This is a genomic window from Halomonas sp. RT37 (genome assembly GCF_040070525.1).
Taxonomy (GTDB): Bacteria; Pseudomonadota; Gammaproteobacteria; order Pseudomonadales; family Halomonadaceae; genus Halomonas; species Halomonas litopenaei.
Genome location: NZ_CP098827.1, coordinates 3,692,343 through 3,716,126 on the forward strand (window position 1 = coordinate 3,692,343; position 23,784 = coordinate 3,716,126).

Annotated in this window: 22 protein-coding genes; 11 read left to right on the forward strand and 11 right to left on the reverse strand. The window is 64.6% G+C overall.

The window, feature by feature from the left end; genetic code table 11:
• Positions 1-52: 52 nt before the first annotated feature.
• The 4 genes from NFG58_RS16010 to doeA all read right to left on the reverse strand — a co-directional run bounded on the left by NFG58_RS16010 (position 53) and on the right by doeA (position 4,898).
• Complete coding sequence (locus tag NFG58_RS16010; RefSeq protein ID WP_045992027.1) at positions 53-1,522, reverse strand: NAD-dependent succinate-semialdehyde dehydrogenase; 1,470 nt, start codon at positions 1,520-1,522, stop codon at positions 53-55.
• 246 nt (positions 1,523-1,768) lie between these two features.
• The gene (locus NFG58_RS16015; RefSeq protein ID WP_045992028.1) at positions 1,769-2,254 is read right to left on the reverse strand and encodes an Lrp/AsnC family transcriptional regulator; all 486 of its coding nucleotides are present in this window, start codon (positions 2,252-2,254) and stop codon (positions 1,769-1,771) included.
• A gap of 114 nt (positions 2,255-2,368) precedes the next feature.
• Complete coding sequence (gene doeB / locus NFG58_RS16020; protein WP_108132473.1) at positions 2,369-3,382, reverse strand: N(2)-acetyl-L-2,4-diaminobutanoate deacetylase DoeB; 1,014 nt, start codon at positions 3,380-3,382, stop codon at positions 2,369-2,371.
• A gap of 316 nt (positions 3,383-3,698) precedes the next feature.
• Positions 3,699-4,898 carry an ectoine hydrolase DoeA gene (doeA, locus tag NFG58_RS16025; RefSeq protein WP_045992030.1) on the reverse strand — a complete coding sequence of 400 codons (1,200 nt, stop codon included), beginning with the start codon at positions 4,896-4,898 and terminating at the stop codon, positions 3,699-3,701.
• A gap of 210 nt (positions 4,899-5,108) precedes the next feature.
• Between doeA and NFG58_RS16030 the strand changes: the two genes are divergently transcribed.
• Positions 5,109-6,515 carry a PLP-dependent aminotransferase family protein gene (locus tag NFG58_RS16030; RefSeq protein ID WP_045992031.1) on the forward strand — a complete coding sequence of 469 codons (1,407 nt, stop codon included), beginning with the start codon at positions 5,109-5,111 and terminating at the stop codon, positions 6,513-6,515.
• Between the two features lie 31 nt (positions 6,516-6,546).
• Positions 6,547-7,491, forward strand: coding sequence for a glyoxylate/hydroxypyruvate reductase A (locus tag NFG58_RS16035; RefSeq protein WP_045992032.1), 945 nt, complete (start codon positions 6,547-6,549; stop codon positions 7,489-7,491).
• A 165-nt stretch (positions 7,492-7,656) separates the two neighbouring features.
• Here the strand turns inward: NFG58_RS16035 and yghU are convergent, their stop codons facing one another.
• The 5 genes from yghU to NFG58_RS16060 form a co-directional block, all read right to left on the reverse strand.
• On the reverse strand, positions 7,657-8,532 hold the full coding sequence (gene yghU, locus NFG58_RS16040) for a glutathione-dependent disulfide-bond oxidoreductase (protein WP_045992033.1): 876 nt from the start codon (positions 8,530-8,532) through the stop codon (positions 7,657-7,659).
• 178 nt (positions 8,533-8,710) lie between these two features.
• Entirely contained in the window at positions 8,711-9,469 is a 759-nt protein-coding gene (locus tag NFG58_RS16045; RefSeq protein ID WP_045992034.1) for an SDR family oxidoreductase, read from the reverse strand.
• Between the two features lie 123 nt (positions 9,470-9,592).
• Positions 9,593-10,699 carry an alkene reductase gene (locus tag NFG58_RS16050; protein ID WP_222515954.1) on the reverse strand — a complete coding sequence of 369 codons (1,107 nt, stop codon included), beginning with the start codon at positions 10,697-10,699 and terminating at the stop codon, positions 9,593-9,595.
• Between the two features lie 285 nt (positions 10,700-10,984).
• Positions 10,985-11,569, reverse strand: coding sequence for a TetR/AcrR family transcriptional regulator (locus NFG58_RS16055; RefSeq protein ID WP_108132469.1), 585 nt, complete (start codon positions 11,567-11,569; stop codon positions 10,985-10,987).
• 138 nt (positions 11,570-11,707) lie between these two features.
• Positions 11,708-12,265, reverse strand: coding sequence for a DJ-1/PfpI family protein (locus NFG58_RS16060; protein WP_222515955.1), 558 nt, complete (start codon positions 12,263-12,265; stop codon positions 11,708-11,710).
• A gap of 175 nt (positions 12,266-12,440) precedes the next feature.
• Here NFG58_RS16060 and NFG58_RS16065 point away from each other — a divergent pair, with 175 nt between their 5' ends.
• From NFG58_RS16065 to NFG58_RS16095, 7 genes are all read left to right on the forward strand, one after another.
• On the forward strand, positions 12,441-13,130 hold the full coding sequence (locus NFG58_RS16065) for a hypothetical protein (RefSeq protein ID WP_045992038.1): 690 nt from the start codon (positions 12,441-12,443) through the stop codon (positions 13,128-13,130).
• Positions 13,131-13,478: 348 nt separating this feature from the next.
• Positions 13,479-14,405 carry a lysine exporter LysO family protein gene (locus NFG58_RS16070; protein WP_222515956.1) on the forward strand — a complete coding sequence of 309 codons (927 nt, stop codon included), beginning with the start codon at positions 13,479-13,481 and terminating at the stop codon, positions 14,403-14,405.
• Between the two features lie 182 nt (positions 14,406-14,587).
• On the forward strand, positions 14,588-15,715 hold the full coding sequence (locus NFG58_RS16075) for a LacI family DNA-binding transcriptional regulator (protein WP_348814725.1): 1,128 nt from the start codon (positions 14,588-14,590) through the stop codon (positions 15,713-15,715).
• Between the two features lie 148 nt (positions 15,716-15,863).
• A complete protein-coding gene (locus NFG58_RS16080) occupies positions 15,864-17,303 on the forward strand; it encodes an ATP-binding protein (RefSeq protein WP_045994065.1) in 1,440 nt (479 codons plus the stop codon).
• The gene (locus NFG58_RS16085) at positions 17,300-18,007 is read left to right on the forward strand and encodes a response regulator (RefSeq protein WP_045994066.1); all 708 of its coding nucleotides are present in this window, start codon (positions 17,300-17,302) and stop codon (positions 18,005-18,007) included. The genes NFG58_RS16080 and NFG58_RS16085 overlap by 4 nt, the downstream gene beginning before the upstream one ends.
• 223 nt (positions 18,008-18,230) lie before the next feature.
• Positions 18,231-18,617 carry a type II toxin-antitoxin system RelE/ParE family toxin gene (locus NFG58_RS16090; protein ID WP_348814726.1) on the forward strand — a complete coding sequence of 129 codons (387 nt, stop codon included), beginning with the start codon at positions 18,231-18,233 and terminating at the stop codon, positions 18,615-18,617.
• Positions 18,598-18,918 (forward strand): DNA-binding transcriptional regulator, encoded by a 321-nt coding sequence (locus tag NFG58_RS16095; protein WP_108132465.1) that lies wholly within the window; start codon positions 18,598-18,600, stop codon positions 18,916-18,918. Before NFG58_RS16090 ends, NFG58_RS16095 begins: the two co-directional genes overlap by 20 nt.
• A gap of 281 nt (positions 18,919-19,199) precedes the next feature.
• Here NFG58_RS16095 and NFG58_RS16100 read toward each other — a convergent pair whose 3' ends face one another.
• A complete protein-coding gene (locus tag NFG58_RS16100) occupies positions 19,200-20,723 on the reverse strand; it encodes a DUF3360 family protein (protein ID WP_348814727.1) in 1,524 nt (507 codons plus the stop codon).
• Between the two features lie 291 nt (positions 20,724-21,014).
• Between NFG58_RS16100 and NFG58_RS16105 the strand changes: the two genes are divergently transcribed.
• Positions 21,015-21,926 (forward strand): AraC family transcriptional regulator, encoded by a 912-nt coding sequence (locus NFG58_RS16105; protein WP_348814728.1) that lies wholly within the window; start codon positions 21,015-21,017, stop codon positions 21,924-21,926.
• A gap of 27 nt (positions 21,927-21,953) precedes the next feature.
• Here NFG58_RS16105 and NFG58_RS16110 read toward each other — a convergent pair whose 3' ends face one another.
• Positions 21,954-22,550 (reverse strand): LysE family translocator, encoded by a 597-nt coding sequence (locus tag NFG58_RS16110; protein WP_348814729.1) that lies wholly within the window; start codon positions 22,548-22,550, stop codon positions 21,954-21,956.
• 279 nt (positions 22,551-22,829) lie between these two features.
• Between NFG58_RS16110 and NFG58_RS16115 the strand changes: the two genes are divergently transcribed.
• Positions 22,830-23,456: a hypothetical protein gene (locus NFG58_RS16115; protein WP_108132461.1), complete on the forward strand. Its 627-nt coding sequence runs from the start codon at positions 22,830-22,832 to the stop codon at positions 23,454-23,456.
• Positions 23,457-23,784 lie beyond the last annotated feature (328 nt).

The window sequence follows — 23,784 nt, forward strand, 5'->3', positions numbered from 1 at the left end:
TCGAAAGGTGGCCGGCCCGCTGTCAGGCCGGCGATCACTGCCGCTCAGGGCATCAGCTGCCGGAGACGGAGCCCAGGGCGCCGAGGCAGTAGTACTTGGTTTCCAGATACTCGTCGATGCCGGTCGCGCCGCCTTCGCGGCCAAGGCCGGACTGCTTGACGCCGCCGAAGGGCACCGGCGGGCCGGTCATCTTCACCGAGTTGACCGATACCATGCCGAACTCCAGCGCCCGCAACAGCTTCCAGATGCGGCGGATATCGTGGGTGTAGACGTAGGCGGCAAGACCATACTCGGTGTCGTTGGCCAGGGCGATCACCTCGTCGTCATCGCGATAGGCGGTGACACCGGCCACCGGCGCGAAGCACTCCTGACGCCACACCTGCATGTCCTGGGTCACCCCGGTCAGCAGCACCGGCATGAAGAAGTTCTCGCCCGGCGCCTGGGACTGGTCCCCGGCCACCAGGGTGGCACCCTTCGACAGGGCGTCATCCACCGTGGCGCGGGCATTTTCCACCGCCCGGCGGTGAATCAGCGGGCCGAGATCGACTTCACTTTCCATGCCGTTGCCCACGGTCAGCGCGGCCATGCGCTCGGTGAAATGCTCGATAAAGGCGTCGTGGATCGACTCGTGGACCAGGATGCGGTTGGCCGCCAGGCAGTCCTGACCGGCGGTCTGGAACTTGGCCGCCACCGCGGCCAGGGCCGCTTCCTTGGGGTCCATGTCGGGGCCGATGATAAAGGGCGCATTGCCGCCAAGCTCCATGGACACACGCTTGACCGTGGGCGCCGACTGTTCGAGCAGCAGGCGGCCGACCCGGGTCGAGCCGGTGAAGGATACCGCCTTGACGCGATCCTCGGCACACAAAAGCGAGGACACCTGGGCGGCGTCGCCCAGCACCACATTGAAGATGCCCGCCGGAATACCGGCACGCTCGGCCAGCTCCGCCAGCGCCAGCGCCGAGAACGGGGTCTCGTTGGCCGGCTTGACGATCACCGGACAGCCAGCGGCCATGGCGGCGGCGGCCTTGCGGGTGATCATCGCCAGCGGGAAGTTCCACGGCGTGATCAGAAGCGCAATGCCCACCGGCTCCTTGATGGTGCCCAGCGCCGCATTGGGGATGTGGCTGGGGATGGTCTCGCCGTAGGTACGCTTGCCTTCCTCGGCGAACCAGCGCACGAAGCTGGCGCCGTACTCGACCTCGCCACGGGCGTCGGGCATCGGCTTGCCCTGCTCCAGCGTCATGATGGTGGCCAGATCCTCGCGATGGGCCTGCAGCAGGTCGTACCAGGCCAGCAGCCGCTCGCAACGCTCGTCGGCGCGCAGCGCCCGCCACTGGGCAAAGGCCTCGTCGGCGACGTCGACACTGGCGCGGATCTGCTCGGGCTCGAGCAGCGGGATATGGCCGATCACCTCGCCATTGGCGGGGTTGATCACCGCTTCCTCGCGGCCTTCGTCACCGTGGGTCCACTTGCCGCCGATGTAGGCGTACTGACGGAACAGGCGCGGATCGCTGAGTTTCATGACACTACCTCCCCAAGTGTGTCCCGCCGCAAGGTCAGGGGGTGCGGAACACGAAAACGACGTCATGGCCAGCGCCATGTACTGCCGTCATGGTAAGGGAGAAGCCAGGGTCGGACTTTTTGAAGCGCCCGTCTGTCGATGGCGTTTTTTTTGTCCAGAACCGTGAAAACGCGGTTTTTTCTGCAACGCCTGTTTTAGCAAAAACCTGCAAGCCGACAAGAACTTCCGGGCCTGTGCCGATGGCGCTCAGAGCGCCCCGTTGGCCAGCTCGTCGATATCGACTCCCTCGCGAGGAGCCTTGACCGTCTTGGTGACGATATAGGTGAAGTAACGCTCGATGCCGACATCCGAGGTCAGCCAGTCGTCGATCAAGCGCTGGTAGGCGTCGATGGTCTCGGACTCGACCTTGATCAGATAGTCGACTCCGCCGCCCACCGCCACGCACTCGGTGACCGCGTCGGTGGCATGCACCAGCGACTCGAAACGCTGGAAGCTTTCGGCATTGTGGGCCTTGAGTTCGATCTGAACCCACACCGGGGTACGCCGGACCAGGGCGCTTGCGTTGATCCGGGCGCAGTAGCCTTCGATGATGCCGGCCTTCTCGAGGCGGCGGACGCGCTCCCAGCAGGGGCTCACCGACAGGTTGATGGCCTCGGCCAGGCGGGACTTGGTGATGCGGCCGTCGCGGGACAGGATGGAGAGGATCTTGAGGTCGTAGCGGTCGAGTTTCATGGCCGGGCTTGTGTGGTTGAACGGGACCGCCCCGCGAGAGGCTCTCGGCGGGGCGCTGATGACGAGAAACGGCGGGCGGGCTCGGGCAAGACGGTATCCCGAGCACTGGCCCGTTCAGTCGCCCAGGGTCTCGACCACCTCGGCGATGACGGCGATGGTGTCGCCCATGTTCACCTGGGCGGGGAAGCGTCGAGCCGCCAGGATACCATCACGCTCGGCACGGTACTCGATCGGCTCGGCGCCGCTGCGGGTCATGTCGTAGACCCGGGCGATCACGTCGCCCTTGGCAATACTGTCGCCGAGGGCGTGGGTCAACTCCAGAAGCCCGGTGTGCTCGCTTTGCACATAGCAGCTGGCATCCGGCATATCGAGATAGACCTGGGTCTCGGGCATGGCCACCTCGCCGTCCTTGAGCCCGAAATGGATCAGCACATTGTCGATGCCGCGCTCGGTGATGGCCAGGCTCTCCGGCGTGGAGGTGCCGCCGCCCCCGAGTTCGGTGGCGATGAAGATCTTGCCCTGGTTCTCCACCACGGTATCGAACAGCGCCGCGGCGTCCAGCTCGAACATCATCATCGCATAGGGCGCGCCGAAGGCCTTGGCCCCTTCCAGCGCCTGACGCTGCTGTTCGGGGTTGTCGAGCACGTGGGAGGCACCGAAGGGAATGATGTCCAGGGTGCGGCCGCCGGAGTGCAGGTCCAGCACCACGTCGGCCATGGGCACCATCTCCCGGGTGAAGTAGTCGGCGATCTTCTCGGTCACGCTGCCGTCCGGGTCACCGGGGAAGCTGCGGTTCAGGTTGCCACCGTCCATCGGCGAGGTGCGACGGCCGACCTGGGCCGCCGGGGTGTTCATCATCGGTACGATGATCACCCGTCCCTTGACGTCTTCGGCCTTGAGCGAGGTCGAGAGCTTTTGCAGCGCGGTGATGCCCTCGTACTCGTCGCCGTGATTGCCACCGGTCAGCAGGGCGGTGGGGCCTTCGCCGTTGGCGATCACGGTCACCGGGATCATCACCGCGCCCCAGGCGGACTCGTCGTTGGAAATGGGCAGTTTCAGAAAGCCGTGCTGCACACCCTGGGCGTCGAAGTCGACGGTGGCGGAGATGGGGCTCTTGCGCTTGCTCATGGTGACTCCAGAAACAGGGACAACGGTCAGATTGGATTGTAGTGGTGATGGGCGACGTCGGTCGCCGAGGGCCGATCACAGAAGGCTAGGGCTTGTCTGAAAAGTGCCTGCGCTCGGTAATACGGCGTTAAAAATCGGATCAAAATGCTCATTTACACCCCGTAAACTGCGCTTTCTCACCGATTTTTGCCTTGTCTAACCTTCGCTCGTCGACTTTTCGGACAGCGCCTAATCAACAGGGCCGATCACACCGGGCCGATCACAGAGGGCTAGTCAACAGGGCCTGATCGACAAGCCCTGCTCAGCCGCCCCCGGCCTACTTGACGAACAGCTGTCGCGGAAACTCCGCCAGCGGCTCGGCGCCATTTTCGGTGATCAGGATGCTCTCGGTGATCTCGAGCCCCCAGTCGTCCATCCACATCCCGGGCATGAAGTGGAAGGTCATGCCCGGTTGCAGGATGGTCTCGTCAGACGGACGCAGACTCATGGTGCGCTCGCCCCAGTCCGGCGGGTAGCTGATGCCGATGGGATAACCACAGCGCGCACCGCCTCGGTCGAAGCCGTACTTGTCCATGGCCGCGCCGAGCGCCAGGGCGATGTCCGCGGTCCGGTTGCCCGGCTTGGCCACGGCCAGGCCTTTCTCGATGCCTTCGAGCAGTGCCGACTCGCCACGCACGAAATCCCGCGGCGGCTTGCCGAGAAACACCGTGCGCGACAACGGGCAGTGGTAGCGCTTGTAGCAGCCGGCGATCTCGAAGAAGGTGCCCTCGCCTTCGCGAAACGGCGTGTCGTCCCAGGTCAGGTGGGGGGCAGCTGCGTCGCTGCCGGTGGGCAGCAGCGGCACGATGGCGGGATAGTCGCCACCGTAGACGCGCCCTTCGCTGTCGGTCCAGCCCTCGATGCCGACCCGATAGATCTCGGAGACCAGCTTGGACTTGGCAAGGCCCGGCTCGATCATCTCGAGGATGCGCGAGTGCATGCCCTCGACGATACGCGCGGCGATGCGCATGTACTCGATTTCACGCGGTGACTTGATCGCCCGGCACCAGTTGACCAGCGCGTTGGCATCCTGGAAGCGCGCGTGGGGCATCTCCTTGATCAGGCTCTGGTAGGCCTTGGCGGAGAAGTAGTAGTTGTCCATCTCCATGCCCACGACCCCTTCGCACCAGCCGCGATCCGGCATGATCGACTGTGCCAGATACTCCATCGGATGCATCTCGGGATTCTGGACATAGTAGTCGGGGTAGTAGGTGATATTGTCAGGGTCCATCCAGCAGGTACGCAGGGCACCATTGCTGTCCTGACGTCGTCCGTACCACACGGGCTCGCCTTCGAGCCCCACCAGTACGCACTGATGGACATAGAACGACCAGCCGTCATAGCCGGTCAGCCAGGCCATATTGGAGGGATCGCTGACAATCAGCACATCGATGCCTCGCATGGCCATCTCGGCACGCACCTTTCGCAGGCGCTGAGCGTATTCCTCACGAGTGAACGGCAGGGATACCTGAATCATGAAACCACTCGCCACACAGTGTCATCACCGAAAAACCGGACTCATTGGAGTCCGGCGCGCCCTTGAAGCGACATTGCATCCCCTGTAGCGTGCTGACAGGTCACAATTGTCATGAGAAGCTCTTAACAACGTCATGACAATGACTGATCAATGCCGTCTTGCTGATACTAGCACTACGAATAAGCTACCGGTCAAAGGCTTTATTGGATCATGACAATTGACCTGCTGCCATATCTGGACGATAGCCAACCCAAGTATCTTGCGATTGCGCGGGCACTTTCTCGCGCGATCCGTTCCGGTGAGCTTACGCCAGGCACCCGGCTGCCGCCCCATCGACAGTTGGCGGAGCACATAGGCGTCAGCGTCCAGACGGTGTCACGGGCCTATTCACAGGCAGAAAAGATGGGCCTGGTGCAGGCCAGGGTCGGCAGCGGCACCTGGATCAACGCCCTCGATGACAACCGCGAATCCGCCTACCTGAGGGCCGGCGAGCCGCGAACCGAACAGGCGGTGATCGACCTGTCGATCGCCCATCCGGTCTGTCCCCCAAGCCATGACCAGCACTTTCGCGATGCCCTGAGAACGCTGGCCGACAGCGCACATCCCGACGTCTTCACCGCCTGCCGGCCGATCGCCGGCCTGCCCCATCAGCGCGAACGCGCCAGCTGGTGGCTGAACGAGCGCCTGGGCATGCCCGGTGAAGCGGACGACCGCATCCTGACCAACGGTGGCGCCCACGGCATCATGCTGGCGATTTCCAGCGTGGTACAGCACGGCGACCTGGTCCTGACCGAGGCACTGACCGACCATGGCCTGATCGCCCTGTCTCGCACCCTGGGCTTCCAGCTGCGTGGCGTCACCATCGATAGCCAGGGCATCGTACCCGACGCCCTCGACGCCGCCTGTCATCGCTTCAAACCGCGCGCCGTGTGCCTGACCTCGTGCCAGCTCAATCCCACCGGGGCCACCCTGGACGAGAGGCGCCGCGACGAGATCGCCGCCATTCTGGAGCGCCACGGGGTGTGGCTGATCGAGGATGACGTCCACACCCTGCTCGAGCCCGAGCCGCTGATGCCGATCAGCGCGCGCATCCCTTCCCATGCGTTCCACGTCACCAGTCTGACCAAGGCCACCCTGCCCGGGCTTCGCGCCGGCTATCTGACGGTGCCACGCAGTCAGCTGCACCACACCCTGCCCCGCCTGCGGGCGACCTCCTGGATGGCCACACCGCTATGCTTCGAGGTCGCCAATCTATGGCTGGAGGACGGCACCATCGAGCGCATGGCTCAGCAGCAACGCGAACTGCTGGCAGAGCGCCAGCAGCTCGCCGCACGCATCCTGCACAGCCATGGCAGGGCCTCCCGCCCCACCAGCCTGCACGTCTGGCTGTCGCTGCCGGGTAGCTGGCGGGCCGAGGAACTCCAGCAGCTGGCCGAACAGGAAGGGGTGGCCATCACCACAGCGACCCCCTTCATGGTCGAACAGAGTCCGGCGCCACGCCGAGTGCGCCTGAGCCTCGGCGCGGAGCCCGAGATCGAACGTCTCGAGGACGGCCTCAAGCGCCTTGCCAGCCTGCTGGATGACGCTCCGCCGCCCATGATGCAGATTGTCTACTGAACCCCATTCATTCGACCGGAGCGGAATTGTCATGAAGGTGATCGTACACACCGACCAGGCCGGCCAGTGGCAGCAGGCGCTAAGCGAGCGGCTGCCCCAGGCCACCATCTGGAAGAGTCAGGAGGCCGACCGCGAACAGCGCGCCCAGGCGGACTTTCTGGCGGCCTGGAAGCCAGACGAGACGCTGCTGCGGGAGTGCACCGGACTCAAGGGCATCGTCAACCTGGGGGCCGGCGTCGACGCCCTGCTCGGCAACCCGGCCCTGCCTCGCGACGTTCCCATCGTCAAGTTGCGTGACGCCGGCATGGCCGAGCTGATCGCCGATTACGTGCGTTACGGTCTTTTCCACTTCCAGCGCGACTTCGACCGCTACGCCCGCCAGCAGCAGCAGTGCGAGTGGCGTGAGCACGAGGTGATCGACAAGCCGGACTGGCCGGTGGGCGTGCTCGGCCTCGGCGCCATCGGCGCCAAGGTGGCCCGGGCCATCGCCGCCGATGGCTTCCCGGTGCTCGGCTGGAGTCGCTCGCACAAGGATATCGACGGCATCGAATGTCTGAGCGGTGACGAAGGGCTCGACCGGCTCCTGTCGCGGGTGAAGACCTTGGTGCTGCTGCTGCCCGATACCTCCTCGACCCGCCATATCATCAACGCCGAGACACTCGGCAAGATGCGCGAGGGGGCCAGCCTGATCAACCCCGGGCGCGGCACCCTGATCGACGAGGACGCCCTGCTCGCAGCGCTGGGCGACAAGAACCAGCGCCAGGAAGGTCGCCTCCGGGGCGCGCTGCTCGATGCCTTCCCGACAGAGCCGCTGCCGGAATCCAGCCCGCTGTGGCGCCACCCGCGGGTCATCGTCACCCCTCACATGGCAGGACCGACACCCTTGAGCGAAGCGCTCGATCAGGTCGCCGCAAGCCTCGACGCCCTGGACAAGGGCGAGGACATCGAGACCGTCGACCCCGACGCGGGCTACTGACCCAGGAGCCGGCAAGTGCCAGCGAGGGCCGGTAAGGAACGAGGCGGCAATCGTCTCGCGTTCCAGGCCCGACCCGGATCAAGCCCCAGATTGATTCACAAAAAAAGGGCGCCTCCTCGGAGGCGCCCTTGTCGGTGCTGAAACGACAGATTGTCGTTCAAAGGATCAAGCGTCGTCGCCGATCTTGTCCTGGGTACGCAGTTCGAAATCGCTGGCGTCGTGACGCTCGTGGAGCTGCTCTTCGGGCTCACCGAAGGTGCGGTTGACCATGCGTCCACGCTGTACCGCCGAGCGAGCATCGATGGCCTTGGCCCAGCGCTGGACGTGCTCGTACTCGTGCACGGACAGGAACTCCGCCGCGTCGTACAGACGCCCCAGGGCGAGCTGGCCGTACCAGGCGAAGGTCGCCATGTCGGCGATGCTGTACTCGTCACCGGCCAGGTACTCGTGCTCGGCCAGATGCCGGTCGAGCACGTCGAGCTGGCGCTTGGCCTCCATGGCGAAGCGGTTGATCGGGTACTCGTACTTTTCCGGCGCGTAGGCGTAGAAGTGGCCGAAACCACCGCCCAGGTAGGGGGCCGAGCCCATCTGCCAGAACAGCCAGCTCATCGCTTCGGTACGCGCCTTGTGCTCGGTCGGCAGGAAGGCGCCGAACTTCTCGGCCAGATAGAGCAGGATCGAACCCGACTCGAAGACCCGGGTCGGCGGCGTGGTGGTGTGGTCCACCAGGGCCGGAATCTTGGAGTTGGGGTTGATCTCGACGAAGCCGCTGGAGAACTGGTCGCCCTCGCCGATACGGATCAGCCAGGCGTCGTACTCGGCCTGATCGTGGCCCTGCGCCAGCAGTTCCTCGAGCAGGATATTGACCTTGACCCCGTTGGGCGTGGCCAGGGAGTAGAGCTGTAGCGGATGCTTGCCCACCGGCAGCGCCTTGTCGTGGGTCGCACCGGCGATGGGACGGTTGATGCTGGCGAAATGGCCGCCACTCTCACCTTCCCACTTCCACACCTTCGGCGGCTGATACTCGGCATCGTTGCTCATGATGTTCCTTCTCGTTGAGTGGGGCACCACCCGGCACCGCCGGGCTCATTGATGCAGTAAAGATACACAAGCCTAGCGAAAAATAGCGTCAGACGAAGCACCTTGGAGCGACCTGGCGTATTGCGCCGCGGCCGGACTGGCGTCTCCCGGGACGGCGACGCCAGTCGAACGCCAGCCCTTACAGCTCCTGGCGAGTGGGGCGCAGGATCAGTTCGTTGACGTCGACGTCCCCCGGCTGCTCTACCGCAAAGGCGATCGCCCGCGCCACTGCATCGGCATCGATGGCCAGGGTGTAGAGCTCGTTGACCCCCTCGGCGGTCTCATCATCGCTGATCGTCCGAGTCAATTCGGTGTCGATCGCGCCAGGAGAGATATTGGTCGCGCGAATCTCGCCATTGGATTCCTGACGCAGGCCCTCGGTCAGCGCCTTGACCGCGAACTTGGTCGCGCAATAGACCGACGCGGCGGGGAACACCACATGCCCGGCGACCGAGGACAGGTTGATCACGTGGCCTTCGTGCTGTTCGCGCATGGTCGGCAGCACCGCGGCGATACCGTAGAGCACGCCCTTGATGTTGACGTCGACCATCTGCTCCCACTCGTCGACCTTGAGCTTGTCCAACGGCGAAAGCGGCATCAGCCCGGCGTTGTTGACCAGCACGTCGATGCGCCCGAATTCGTCGCGGGCAAGCTTGGCCAGGGCCTCGACCTGCTCACGGCTGGTCACGTCGGTGACACGGTAGACGGCCTGGCCACCGTCTGCCTTGATGTCGTCGCACAGTGCCTTGAGGCGGTCCTCGCGACGCGCGCCCAGCACCAGGCGGGCACCGCCCTTGGCCAGGCGCTTGGCGGTGGCCTCACCCAGCCCACTGCTGGCACCGGTGATGATCACGACCTTGTCCTTGATACCGTCGGTGTTCAGGTTGTTCACGTCCATGCGGTCCTCCTGTCGGGCCTCCAAGGCCCCTTGAAATGTTCCAGATCGATGACGTTGGCAAGACGGCGAACCGCTTGGCCGTCATCGAGAAAAAGATGTCATCGCGCCAGCGAACTTCAAGCGCTAGCGGTCTTCGAGAAACGGGTAGTCGGTATATCCCTTTTCATCGCCGCCGTAGAAGGTGTCGTAGTCCGGCTCATTGAGCTCTGCTCCGCGACGAAAGCGCTCCGGCAGGTCCGGATTGGCGATAAAGGGACGCCCGAAGGTCACCAGATCGGTCTTGCCGGCGGCGATGCGCTCACGCGCTTCCTCCGCGCTGTAGGCGCCATTGGCGATATAGACACCGCTGAAGCGCTCGCGGATGGCGCTGATGATCGACTCGGGGCGACCATTCTCGTGGTTGCCCTGGAAGGAATCTTCCACGACCTCGAGGTAGGCGATGCCGATCTCGTCGAGCGCGGCGGCGAAGGCCGGGAAGGTCTCCTCGGGCTTCTGGTCGTGGACATCGTTGAAGCTGCCGGTGGGACTGATGCGCACCCCGACACGGCCCTTGCCCCAGACGTCGACCACCGCACGCACCACTTCGAGAGGCAGTCGCAGGCGGTTTTCCAGGCTGCCACCGTAGGCATCGGTGCGCGCGTTGCTGTCGGACTTGATGAACTGATCGAGCAGGTAGCCGTTGGCGGCGTGCACCTCGACGCCGTCGAAACCGGCTTCGCGGGCGTTGATCGCCGCCTGGCGGTACTGCTCGACGATGCCTGGAAGCTCGTCGGTGTCGAGCGCACGCGGGGTCGGCACTTCCACCATGCCGGACTCGGCGCTGATGAAGGTCTTGGCGCCTTCAGGCTTAATCGCCGAGGGCGCCACCGGGTCGGCGCCACCGGGCTGCAGCTCCGGATGCGAGATTCTTCCCACGTGCCATAGCTGGGCGTGCATACGACCGCCGGCGTCATGCACGGCGTCGGTGACACGGCGCCAGCCAGCGATCTGCTCCTGGCTATGGATGCCCGGGGTAAAGGCGTAACCCTTGCCCTGGGGCGAGATCTGGGTGGCCTCGCTCAGGATCAGGCCCGCGCCGGCCCGCTGACGGTAGTACTCGACATTCATCGCCTGGGGCACGTCCCCCGGTTGGGCCGCGCGAGAACGGGTCAGCGGCGACATCAGCACTCGGTTTGGCAAGGTGATGTCACCGAGGACCTGCGGGGTATAGAGGGGATCTTGCTCGCTCATGGAAATCTCCTGTCGTGAAGCTGATACCACGAGGCGCTGCGGCCTCAGCGAGGATGCACGGCTGCACGGTGGCTGGCGCTTCGTTGGCTCGTCGCCAACGGCTGCCCAAGGTGTTCGACTAACGTTTTAGCGAATGTTCAGCACTTACCGTACAACTCATGCATCACATATCAAGCAGTTTTGTACAAAAATAGAGGCTTTTATAGACCAGTCTATTATTACTTAGGACCAAGAAAACGGCAGGGGAATCGAGGACCCACCCTGCCACGCCTTCACCTCGATGCGTTAGCGTTTGATACAGGCCAGTAACGTATTCTCGAATTCGGTCAGTGGCTCACAGGTTCTGGCCATCTTGGAGCGCAGCAGCGCCCCCTGCCAGCCCGCCAGAATAAAGGCCGCCATGGCCTGGGGCGTGATGTCGTCACGCACGCTGCCGTCGGCCTGGCCTTCCTTGAGGCAGCTGGTGAAGTAGCCTTCCCAGCGCTTGAAGATGGCGTCTAGGGCATCGCGCAGGCAATCGCTCTGGGATGACATTTCCTGGCCGAGGGTACCGATCAGGCAACCCCGGGTGTGGCCGCACTCGGCCATCGCCTGGCGCACGTCTTCAAAATAGTGGCGCAGGCGCGCAACGGGGGCGTCGTGGGAATTCACCAGCAGCGCCTGGAAGCGCTCGTCGTAGTCTTCGGCGAACACCTCGACCACGGCAAGGCCGAAGGCCTCCTTGCTGGAGAAATAGTGGTAGAAGGAACCCTTGGGCACGCCAGCAGCCTTGAGCACCGTATTGATGCCCGTCGCCGTATAGCCGTGCTCGGCAAAGGTGTTCATGCCGACCTGTATCAACAGGTCACGTGTGGGAGCCTTGGTTGTCATGCCCCAGACACTAGACCAGTCGTCTAGTCGTCGTCAAGTGGCTTTCTGCCAAGAGCCCAACGGTTGGGTTTCCAAGGGATCTGGCCTCACTCCTGGCCTGGGCCTGTACCCAGGCCAGAAGGGGCCGGACTGGCGGGCCTACAGCAATTCGTTGAGCTGGCGCAGCCACTCCGGGTGCGCGGGCCAGGCTGGCGCGGTCACGAACTTGCCGCAGGTGATGGCGTCGGTGACTTCGATGTCGACGAATTTGCCACCCGCCAGGCGTACCTCGGGGGCGCAGGCGGGATAGGCCGAGATACGATGTCCTGACAGTGACACCGCCGCCGCCAGAAGCTGGGCGCCGTGGCAGACAGCGGCCACCGGCTTCTCGCTGTCGACGAAGTGGCGCACCACTTCCAGCACGCGCTCGTCCAGGCGCAGGTACTCCGGCGCTCGCCCACCGGGGATGACCAGGGCGTCGTAGTCGGCCAGAGTGATGTCGGCGAAGGTCTCGTTGAGCGCGAACAGATGCCCGGCCTTTTCGGTGTAGGTCTGGTCGCCCTCGAAGTCATGGATGGCGGTCTTGACCTTGTCGCCTTCCTTCTTGTCGGGGCACACCGCATCGACACGATGCCCCATGGCCTGCAGCGCCTGGAAGGGCACCATGATTTCGTAGTCCTCGACAAAATCTCCCGCGAGCAGCAGCAAACGTGCCATGTGGCAAACTCCTTGGTCATTGAGGGGCGGCGCAGGGTCATGATGGCGACCATGCTGTAATGCAGCGTAACCACTGGACCGCGCTTCTGCCAGCCCGCCGGGGAACCTTCAGGCCGCACCGGCCTCCCAAGGTGACAGCTCGTTTCCATATGCCACTCAAGCAGCGGACGCTACTATGCCCAGCAACTCCATCGCCTACCGCTCGCCGTCTCTTCGCCCGCGCCTCGCGGCGGGGCTGCTATGGCTACTGTTCTTGCTGCCGTTTGCAGCACAAGCCGCATCGATGGCCAGCTTCGATGCCCGCTACCACCTGTCGGTGGACGGCTGGCCCGATGCCACCGTGCATCATCGGGTGTACCGCGAAGGCGATCACTGGCGCAGCGACATGCGCGCCCAGGTGGCCATCGCCGAAGGTCAGGAAACCGCGCGCTTCGCCGAGAACGGCGACGGCTTGCGTGCGCTGGGCTATTCCAGTGGCTATCGTCTGCTGGGCATCGGCAAGAGCTACCGACTGGACAACCGTCAGCTACTGCGTCACCCCGACCGTCAGACCGCACTGGTGGATCTGTCACGTAGCGTCCAGCGAGAGCGCTGCGCCAGCGGCTGCGAGATTCACTATCTCGATCACAAGGGCGACATCGAGACACTGGTCGCAAGCCCTCTGCCCACCGCCGCCATCGACGTGAACGGGCGCATGGTGGACGCCCTGCGGGTCCGCCTGGTCGAGCCCGGCAAGGACGACCGCCACATGGTCGTGGCCTTCCACCCGGACCTGCCCGGCCTGCTGCTGGGGGTGGACTACATCAAACGCGGCGAGCGGGTCAGTCGGCTGAGCCTGACCTCCTTGACCACTTCCAACAACTGAAGCTGCTCCGTCTCTCCCTTCCTCGGGCGCCTTTTTGCGCGCTTGGTCAGGGGCTTGTTCAGCCGCCCTGCCTCACCACCATCCGGCCTTCCGCCCCGCCGAGGCCGACGGCTCGTTGCCAGGATGCCTTGTCGACGTCCGGGGTATGGCGCCGATCTTGCCGACCACTGACGCTTTGGTCGTCTTTTCTCCCTTGTGAAACTTGCATAGAGTATTGCGCTTTTGGTCGCGCCGTTGACCACCGATTTGTCCTGCTCATCCTCGACGGACGGGCTCACGAGCGCAGCAACTCATCGATGCGGTGCCTGACCGACACGCACCGCCTCCATCGAGCAAGGAAGTTCGTTCATGTTCACCGGTCTGTTGATCGTGCTGCTGCCGCTGGTGCTGGGCTATCTGGTACCGGTACGCCGCGCAAGCGTCATGGCCTGGATCAATCGCGGCGTCAGCGCATCGATCTACCTGATCCTGCTGTTGATGGGGGTGAGCCTGGCGGGCCTGCCCGACCTGGGCACTCAGCTGTCGCGCATGGGCGGCCAGGCGCTGTTGCTGTTCGTGGTCATCTCGGCCTTCAACCTGGCCGCCCTGTGGTGGCTGTCGCGTCGACTGCGCCTGGACCTTGGCGAAAAACGCGTGATCGACGGCGCCCCGACCAGCAAGCTGGCGGCCATGGCGGGTTCGTTGTCACTGGTCGGGGTGGTGATCGCAGGGCTGGTCATCGGGCTGATGCTGGTGGGACGCTGGGGGACGACGCCCTTCGAGCTGGCGGAACACCTGGCAGAATGGGTGCTCTACGTACTGCTGACGCTGATCGGCTGCCAGCTGCGCAACTCCGGCATGCCGCTCAAACAGATCCTGCTAAATCGTCATGGCCTGTTCATCGCCATGACCCTGGCGGCAAGCTCGCTGATCGGTGGACTCGCCGCGGCACCGATGCTCGGGCTCGCCTGGAACGAGGGCCTGGCCATGGCCTCGGGCTTCGGCTGGTACTCGCTGTCCGGTATTCTGATCGGCGAACACCTGGGGCCGGCCCTGGGCGGCGTCGCCTTCTTCAACGACCTGACCCGGGAACTGCTGGCCTTCGTGCTGATTCCGCTGGTCATGCGACGCTACGCGCCCCTGGCAATCGGCTATGGCGGCGCCACATCGATGGACTTCACCCTGCCGGTGATCCAGCAACACGGTGGCGTGCGCTGCGTGCCCATCGCCGTGGTCAGCGGCTTTATCCTGTCGCTGCTGTCACCACCACTCATTCTGTTTCTGGTCGCACTATGATGCCGGATCACGACAACCACTCATTTGGTCGCACTATGATGCCGGGTCACGACAACCACTCATTCAGCGCTTTATGGAAGCACTCTGATGCCGGGTCACGACAACCACTCATTCAGCGCTTTTCGGTAGCGCTGTGATGCTGGAATAAGATGCCCGGTTGTGCTGCCAAGCCGTGACGCCCGGTGGCCCAGCGCTTTATGCTGTCGAGTGCACGCAGCAAGGAAGACAAGCCCGTGGTGAATCCTGAGGACCGCCCCATCACCCTGAAGAATCTGGCCCAGCGACTTGGGGTCTCTACGGCCACCGTCTCCAACGCCTTCAATCGCCCCGATCAGTTGTCTCGCGCCCTGCGAGAGCACATCCTCGAGGAGGCCCGACGCCTGGGCTACCGCGGCCCCGACGCCAGGGCCCGCAGCCTGCGCACCGGGCAGTCCCGCATCGTCGCGGTGGTGCTGGCAGAGACACTGACCTACAGCCTCAACGACGCGGTTTCAAGCGAGCTTCTGACCGGCATCACCGAGGTGCTCGACGCCCACGGGCACACCCTGCTGCTGCTGTCGGGACGTCAGCCCGAATCTCCCCGTCACGCCGACGCACTCTGTCACCCGGGCTCCGCCAGCATGGCCGACGGCTTTGTCGTCTATGGTCTGATGCCCGGGGATCGGCTGATCAACGAGCTGCCGGCCCAGCGTCCACTGGTCGGGGTGGATTTCCATATCGATGCCCGCCCCACCGTCCATATCGACAACGAACCGGCCTGCTACGCCATCGCCTGCCACGCACTGAAAAAACGTCCACGGCGGGTCGGCATCCTCAGTCTGCGCTTGATCGATGAATCCTATAATGGCCCGGTGAGTGCCGAGCATCGCTGCCTCGATGCCCATCGCACCATCACCCGCTCGCGCCTGGACGGTTTCCACCGCGCCCTGGACGAACACGACATCGACCCCAGCGGCGTCCCGGTGTGGAACATCGACGAGAACACCCACGCGGTCTGCGCCCCGGTGATCGAGAAGATCCTCGACCTGCCGGCAGAACAGCGCCCGGATCTGCTTTTGTGCATGTCCGACCGCATCGCCCTGACCGTCCTGACCCTGGCCGAACAGCGTGGCATCCGCGTCCCCGAGGACCTGCGCCTGACCGGCTTCGACGGTATCGAAGAAGGCCAGTACCGAGCCCCACGACTGACCACCGTGCGCCAGGACAGCATCGAGAAGGGGCGCGTCGCCGCGCGCATGGTGCTGTGTCTGGAACCCGCCGAGAACCGCCTATTGGGAACGCGACTGCTGATCGGGGAAAGCTGTCCCTGACGGTATGACCGCTACGGACTGAGGTGAACGCTCGACTCATCCGTCGGCGAAGGCTGCACAAAGGTTTCACCGTTATTGGCGCCTTTTTGGCGCCGACGATGGCATGCTGTGTTCATCTTTTTCGCCATTTCGGTCAAGGAATCGTCGCATGTCCGCGAAACGCCTGTTTCGCCCGGCCTTCTCACGTCTGGGTCTGAAGCTCTTCGTCATCATCCTGGTGGTCAATGTGGCCATCGCCGGGCTGGTGTTCGTGGCGATTTCGCGCAGCCTCGACCAGGGCTTCATCGAGTACCTCGACCGCTCCCAGACCCAGCGCGCCGAGACCCTGGCGGAAGGCCTCGGCGAGGCCTGGGCGCGACGCCAGAACTGGCAGTGGCTGCGCCAGTCGCCGCGCGCCTGGCACCACCTGGTACGCCGCCAGCTTTGGCCCGGCGACAACCTGCCGCCGATGAGCATCGAAGGCGACCTGGGCGACCCCAGGGACTTCGTGCTCCATGACGAAAGCGGCCTGCCGGTGATCGGCCTGCCCCCGGACAAGGACGACATGGCCGCCGAACTGCGCTGGCTGCCGGTGATGAGCGCGGGCCGCCAGGTCGGCACCCTGGGCTATCGCCCGCCGGAGCAGTTAATGGCACGCATGGACCGGCTGTTTCTGGCCCAGCAGCAACGCAACCTGACCATCATCGTCATCGCCCTGGCGCTGACCTCGCTGCTGCTGGCCGCCGCCCTGTCCTGGTGGATGGGCCGACGCGCCCGCGGCATGGCACTGGCCACCCGCCGGCTGACCGAGGGCGACTACAGCATCCGCCTGCCGGAGCGCGGTCGCGACGAGCTGTCCAGCCTGTCCCACGACTTCAATGTGCTGGCGGAAACCCTGGAAGCCAGCCGCGAGGCACGTACCCGCTGGGTTTCCGACATCGCCCATGAGCTGCGTACCCCACTGGCGGTGCTGCGCGGCGAGATCGAAGCGATGCAGGACGGCATTCGCGCCCTCGACCAGGACAACCTGCGCTCGCTGTCCCAGGAGGTCGGCCAGCTAGAGCGCCTGGTCGCCGACCTGCGCCTGCTGTCCCAGAGCGACGCCGGCGCGCTGGAAGTCCAGCTCGCACCGCTGGACCTGGGCGAGCAACTGGCCACCCGGCTGGACGAAGCCGAGGGCTGGCTTGCCGATCATGGCCTGACCCTCGAGCACGATATTCAGGGCCCGGCGTGGATTCGCGGCGACCTGCAGCGCCTGCGCCAGCTATGGAACAACCTGATCGACAATACCTGCGCCTACACCCAGGCGCCGGGGCGACTCAAGGTATCGCTGCGGCGTGAGGCCGACGACTGGGTGCTGCGCTGGGAAGATAGCGCCCCCGGGGTGCCGGTCAACGAACTGCCGCGGCTGACCGAACGCCTCTACCGGGTGGAAGGCTCGCGCAACCGTTCAAGCGGCGGCAGCGGCCTGGGGCTGTCCATCGCCACCGCCCTGGCCCGCGCCCACGACACCGACATGCGCCCCTCCCCTTCCGAGCTTGGCGGGTTATGCTGGACCCTGCGTTTTCCGGCCCTGCCGGACCATCAGCAGCACGAGGACGATGAATGAACGACACCGACGCCAGTCTCGACGACATCCTGATCGTCGAGGACGAACCCAAGATCGCCCGTCTGGTGGCGGACTACCTGGAGGGCAGCGGCTACGCCACCCACCATATCGACCACGGCGACCAGGTGGTCGGCTACCTCAGCGAGGCCGAGTCGCGCCCCAGCCTGGTACTGCTGGACCTGATGCTGCCTGGCACCGACGGCCTGACCCTGTGCCGCGAGATCCGTCAGCGCTGGCCCGATATCGCGGTGGTGATGCTGACCGCCCGAGTCGAGGAGGTCGACCGCCTGCTGGGCCTCGAACTGGGTGCCGACGACTACATCTGCAAGCCGTTCAGCCCGCGCGAGGTGGTCGCCCGGGTCAAGGCCGTGCTGCGCCGCAGCCAGGCACACCAGCAGGACAGTGAAGCCAATCACGACCTGGTGCTGGACGAAAGCGGCTGGCGCGCCCTGGCCGACGGACAGGACCTGGGCCTCACCGCGGTGGAATTCCAGCTGCTCAAGGTGATGATGCACTCGCCGGGTCGAATCTTCGCCCGCGAGCAGTTGATGGATCACATGTACCGCGACCACCGCATCGTCTCCGAGCGCACCGTGGACAGCCATATCAAGAAGCTGCGCAAGAAGATCGCCGATATCTGGCCCGAGCGAGAAATCATCCGCTCCGTCTACGGCGTCGGTTACAAGTACCAGCCGGAAGAGTGATCCCCGGGGCTGCCTCTGATGGCAGCCGTCCCCCGGCAGCAGTCCCTCGGCGGCTGGACATCGTCCGGCCGCGCTGCCTTTCCCTTTTTCTGCTTGATGCCCCGAGTCTTATGCATCGAAAAGGAGACACTGCCCTGCAACGCCCTGCTGCAGGCAGGACAGTTGCTGCGGGCCGCATGATGTCACACTATGTAGTACACTACGAATGGCAAGGACACGGCCGGTGAGGATCTTCAAGAACGCCTGGTTTGAACGCTTCGCCAGAAAGCAGAAACTTGACGCCGCCGCGCTGCGCGACGCTATCCAGCGAGCGGAACGGGGCTTGATCGATGCTGACCTGGGCGGAGGCGTGATCAAGCAGCGGGTGGCTCGTCCCGGGCAAGGCAAGTCAGGCGGCTACCGCACGATCATCCTCTACCGCCAGGCACACCGAGCCTTCTTCGTTTACGGCTTCGCCAAGAGCCAACAGAGCAATATCAGCGACGAGGAAAAGGTTGCGTTCAAACGGGCCGCCCAACACATCCTCGAGCTGTCAGAAGAGCACCTGGTCGAGTTGATTCATAAGGGGCATTTTTTGGAGGTGGAAGACGATGGCGAAGAAATACCGTAGCGAAGCGATGGCGGCGATCCATGAAACCATGGAAGCTCTGCACGAGGTAGGCGCCGTCGACAAGCAAACGATGCGCGACTTCGATGAGAGCTGCCTCACCACTGTAGAAATGATTTCCCCCGACGCCATCAGAGCGCTGCGCGAGCGCGAAAATCTTTCTCAGTCTGTCTTCGCTCGCTACCTCAACGTCAGCAAGAACCTGGTCTCAGACTGGGAGCGCGGCGTGAAGCGTCCTGGAGGGCCCGCGCTGAGGCTACTGGCAGTCATCCAGAAAAAAGGCATTCAGGCCATCGCTTGCTGAGCGCGCCTCTCCATACCTGCCGGTGGACGGGCCACTTGCGTGGAGAGGCGAGTCAAGCACCGTACTCAGGGGGGCCGCCATATATCACGTTGTGCCCTCTGTCACGCTGCCATGGCCGTAATCGAGAGCCCCCTCTATCTGTTTCGCCTCGACTGACGGCAGGCCCGAAGATTCAGTCGCCAGCACCAAGCAAGCCGGTCGGCTAAGTGTCTCGACCGACTCACCGATAACGCAAGAGGCCGCCCAAGGGCGGCCTCTTGCGTATGGCACTTGCGCTCGATCTAGAACAGCGCGGGAATCCCGTACTGTCCCTCGAACATGCCCACCGCCAGCATGGCGAACAGACACACCGCCAGCACCGAGGCGGGGATGATCAGACGGTCGGCCAGCGACAGCCGGGTGGCGCGTTCGCGATCACCGATCCAGCCGTTGTTGTCGAGCAGCATGGTCACCGCCCAGGCCAGCACCGGGTTGGTGACCGCCGCGGCGAACAGGCAAACGCCGGCGGCCTGGGCGTCGCGGCTTTCCTTGATCATCTGCACGCCGGCCTCCAGCATCGGCAGGAAGACTCCGACCAAAAGCGCCACGCACATCACCGGCGGCCACACCGCCACATCCATGGGGAAGCCGAGGATGGCGATGGCGATGGTCAACAGCCCCAGCAAAATGGCGCCGGCGGGAATCGGCCGCTTGGCGATGGCCGCCGGGATCATGTAGGTGCCCCAGGACGAGGTGATATTGCCACCGCCGAGGGCGGTGCCGACCACCTGACGCAGCGAGCACATCGTCATGGTGTCGTCGACGTCCATCAACACCCGATCGGTCCCCTTGGGATAGTTCATCTCCTGGAAGATGCGATGACCGAGAAAGTCCGGTGACCACATGGCAACCGCCAGGATCGCGAACGGCAGCGAGGCGATGAAGTGCTGCATGTTCGGCAGCCCCAGCATCCAGCCTTGGTCGGTGCTGCCCCACCAGTAGCTGGGGCTGAGCGGCGGCAGGCCGGTCTCGGTGGTGAACTCGAGATCGAAGCCCGCACCCAGCGCCAGCGCCACCACCAGGCCGGTGACCGCGCAGGCGGGAATCGCCAGCCAGCGCTTGCCCAGCCGCGCCAGCACGGCGTACAGCAGGATATTGACCGCCAGCACCACCAGAGCGACGTAACCCATCTCGCCCTCGAGCCCCATGCCCCACGCCTTGAGGCTGCCGATCTGGCTCATGGCGCCGGAAAAGCCGAGAAAGATCAGCAGGCCACCGGCGGTGCCCTGGGAGGTCAGGTTGACCAGGCGCGAGCCGCCCTTGACCCAGGAAAGGCCGAGGCCAAAGGCGCCGATCCACAGCGCCAGGGCCAGCGGGTGGGCACCGGCAAGGGCCATGCTGGCGATCAGCGGAATCATCGGGCCGTGATTGCCGGCCAGGTTGGCACGCGGATTGAAGATACCCGAGCCCAGCACGCAGAACAGCAGGACCGGCAGCAGCATCTCCAGGCGCGAGACGGCGATGGCGAACTCGCGCCCCAGGGTGACATCGGGCCAGGCGGCGGACAGGCCATTGGCCCAGGACATCATCACCGCCGAGTACATGGCGATGATGCCGATGGTGCCGGCAATCGCCGGTACCAGGTCCTCGAGTTCGAAGTGGAAGTCCCGGCCGATCAGATTGAGACCATAGCGCCGGGGACGCATGATCTTGAGTTCATGCTCGAGGTAGTCGGAACGGCTGGCAAATTCGCTGGCATCGCGGTGCATCTCGCGATAGCTGGGGGCCTCGCCGGCCTCCCGGGTGGACGTCACGGTGTCTGTCATGTGGATCTCGATGTCTGAGGTGACGCTGCTGTCCGACGCCGAGCCAAGTCCCCCTGACCGTTCGTCGAATTGACAGCGCGCCTTGAAAAAAGATGACAGACCTTAACAATGCCCCCCGCGGGCCTCGTTGACGGCTATCAGGCTTTGGCCTCGCCAAGGGTTGCGACGCCAAAAATGCCTGACAAACTCCCCTCTCCCTTGATCCAGCGCAGGCGTCTCTTGCCTGGCATCTCAGGATCGACGAGAGTGAAGACCTCGACGCAGCCACCGCGTCTTGCCAGGAAGACCGTCATGCCCCCCAGGATCGCTGCCACCTTTTCCCGCTATCTGCGCGACCCGCGGATGCCCCAGGTCGAGGCGCGCCGAGTCAGGGGCGGGCACCGGCTAAGCCACGCGCCCCACAGCCACGACACCCACTCGCTGGGCGCGATCGTCCAGGGCCACTCGAGCTTCCTCAACCGCCACCGTACCCTTGAGGTGCGCCAGGGAGACGTGGTGCTGATCAACCCCGGCGACGTCCACGCCTGCAACGCCTTGAGCGAGCGAGACTGGGGCTATGACATGCTCTACCTGGACAGCGCCTGGCTGACCGAGCGCTGCGGCCTCGACGGCGACGACGGCGCGGTGTTCTCGGCACTGACGACGCAAGACGCCCACCTTCACCATGCCATTCGCGTCGCCACCGACGCCCTTGCCGATGGGGATGCCAGCCTGCTTGAGCGCGAGACCGTGCTTGAGCGGCTCGCCGAGCGCCTGACAGGCCTGCTCGACCTGCCGGCGCAAGGCGAGGCAGAACATGGCGCGCCTCCCGAGCGACTGGTGCGCGCCTGGGAGCGGCTTCACGACGACTGGCAGCAAGAGCTGCGCCTGGACGATCTTTGCGCCGCCGCCGAGTGCCGCGCCACCAGCCTGATTTCGGGCTTTCGACGTCACTATGCCACCACCCCCCATGCTGCGCTGATCGACCTGCGCGTGCGTCATGCCAGGCAACGACTGCGACGGGGCGATCCCATCGCTGCGGTCGCCAACGACTGCGGTTTCGCCGACCAGGCGCACCTGCAGCGCACCTTCAAGAAGCTGCTGGCCACCACCCCGGGGCACTATATCCAGGGTCATATGCAGGATCAGATGCAAGGTTATATGCAAGATCAGATGCCAGGCCCGTTGAAGGGTCAGATTCAGCACCTTAAGCAGCGCGCCTGACCGTCGTACCGGTGGCCGCAAGCTGCCTCACAGCAGCATCAGCGCGCCGCTGCAAATCAGCAAGGCCGCCAGCAGGCGCTGGAGAACCCGCCGTCTTGCCTCGCACGACAGCCAGCCCCGGGCGTGTCCACCGAGCCACGCCCAGCCGATGGCGCTCGCCAGACAGACGCTGCCCCAGACCAGGGTGAACAGCGCGATATCGACGCTTCCCCGTCCCGCCGTAAACAGTCCCAACCCTGCCAGCGAGGCGATCCAGGCCTTGGGGTTGAGCCACTGCATCAGCGCGCCGGTGGCGGGACCCGGCGGTTCACGCCGCTGGTCCGTGCCCCAGTCGCCTGCGTCCGTCAACAGGCGCCAGGCCAGCCAGGCCACAAAGCTCAGGCCCGCCAGCCGCACCAGCCACTGAAGCCCGGGCAGCGCCAGCCAGACACTCCCGAGCCCCGCCGCAAGCAGGCCCAGCAGCAGGGTGAAACCGCCGCTGGCACCCACCACCAGGGGCATCGCTCGGCGCCAGCCGTGACCCACTCCGGTGGACAGGATCAGCAGGTTGACCGGGCCCGGCGATATCGAGGCCACCAGCGAGAAGGCGAAGATCGCCAGCAGTTCTTCCAGAGAAAACGTCATCACACATGCCTCACAGGATGGCGTTTCAGGCTGACGCGATGACGGCCTTCGGTATTGAAGAAAATTTCACCGGCGCCGACTCCTCGGCCGCTGCTCTACTCCCCCATCGAAAATTCGAACCCTGCGTTGCACGAACTCGTCTGCGCTTGCCGCTTCTCTGCACATTGGCTGCATCAGCCTTGCACGAGCCAGGGTCAAGATGGATCACGTCAACAAGGGCATCGCCCGCCATAACGCCACGTCCTGTGACGAGGCATCAACGCTGAAGGAAGTCGACCCATGAAAATGACATTTGCCCGCAAGGCCCTGCTGTCCGCCGCTGTCTCTGCCGCCCTGCTGCCGGTCGCCATGACCGCAACAGCCTCGCCCGACCGCCCAGAAGGCCCGCGCCACGAAGGGGGCGAGATGCGCGCCGAGCTGTTTGACCGCGCCGGCATCGACGCCGAGACCCGCGAAGCCCTGAAGCAGGCCGCCATGGAGCACCGTCAGGAGGTCAAGGAACTCAACGACGATTTCCGCGAGCAGCGCATGGAGATCCTCGGTGAAGACGGTGTCGCCGCCCTCGAACGTGCCCGCCACGAGCTGCGCGAGGAGCGCATCAACGCCCTGGTCGACAAGTGGGAGCTGTCCGACGACGAGCGCGACGCCTTCAACGCCGCTCGCGAATCTTTCAAGGAAGGCGCCGAAGCGCTGAAGGCCCAGGACTTCGAGAACCCCGAAGCCCGTCATGACGCCTGGCGCGAACTGATGTCCTCCACCCGTGACCAGCTGGCCGAGATCCTCGACGAGCGCCAGCTGCGTGAACTGAAGCACACCATGATGCCGGGCCACGGCGACCACCCCCGCGGTGGTCCGGGTGAGCACCGCGCTCATGGTCACGACAAGCATCACGCCCCCGAGGCCTGATATTGACGCCACCGGTTCGGCCATAGGCGCTGCTCCGGGGGACCAGAAAGCCCTGTACCAACACGCCATGTCCGAGCCTCGGGCATGGCGTTTTCGTGCGCCCCCTGCCCGCCGTTTCTCCCCCTCGGGTTGAAAGATGCTCCCCATCTCTGTATTTTATTGAACGTTCAATCAATAAAATAACCGCGCGCCCCTGGCCGCGGTGGGTCGCCCAGACCCTTCGCAAGAGCCGCCAACAGGTGCCGAGCCACGACTCGGCCACTCCGCCATCATCATTTTGTTAATTGGTCGGTCAATTAACAAAATGGCGTAACGCTCACGGAAGCAG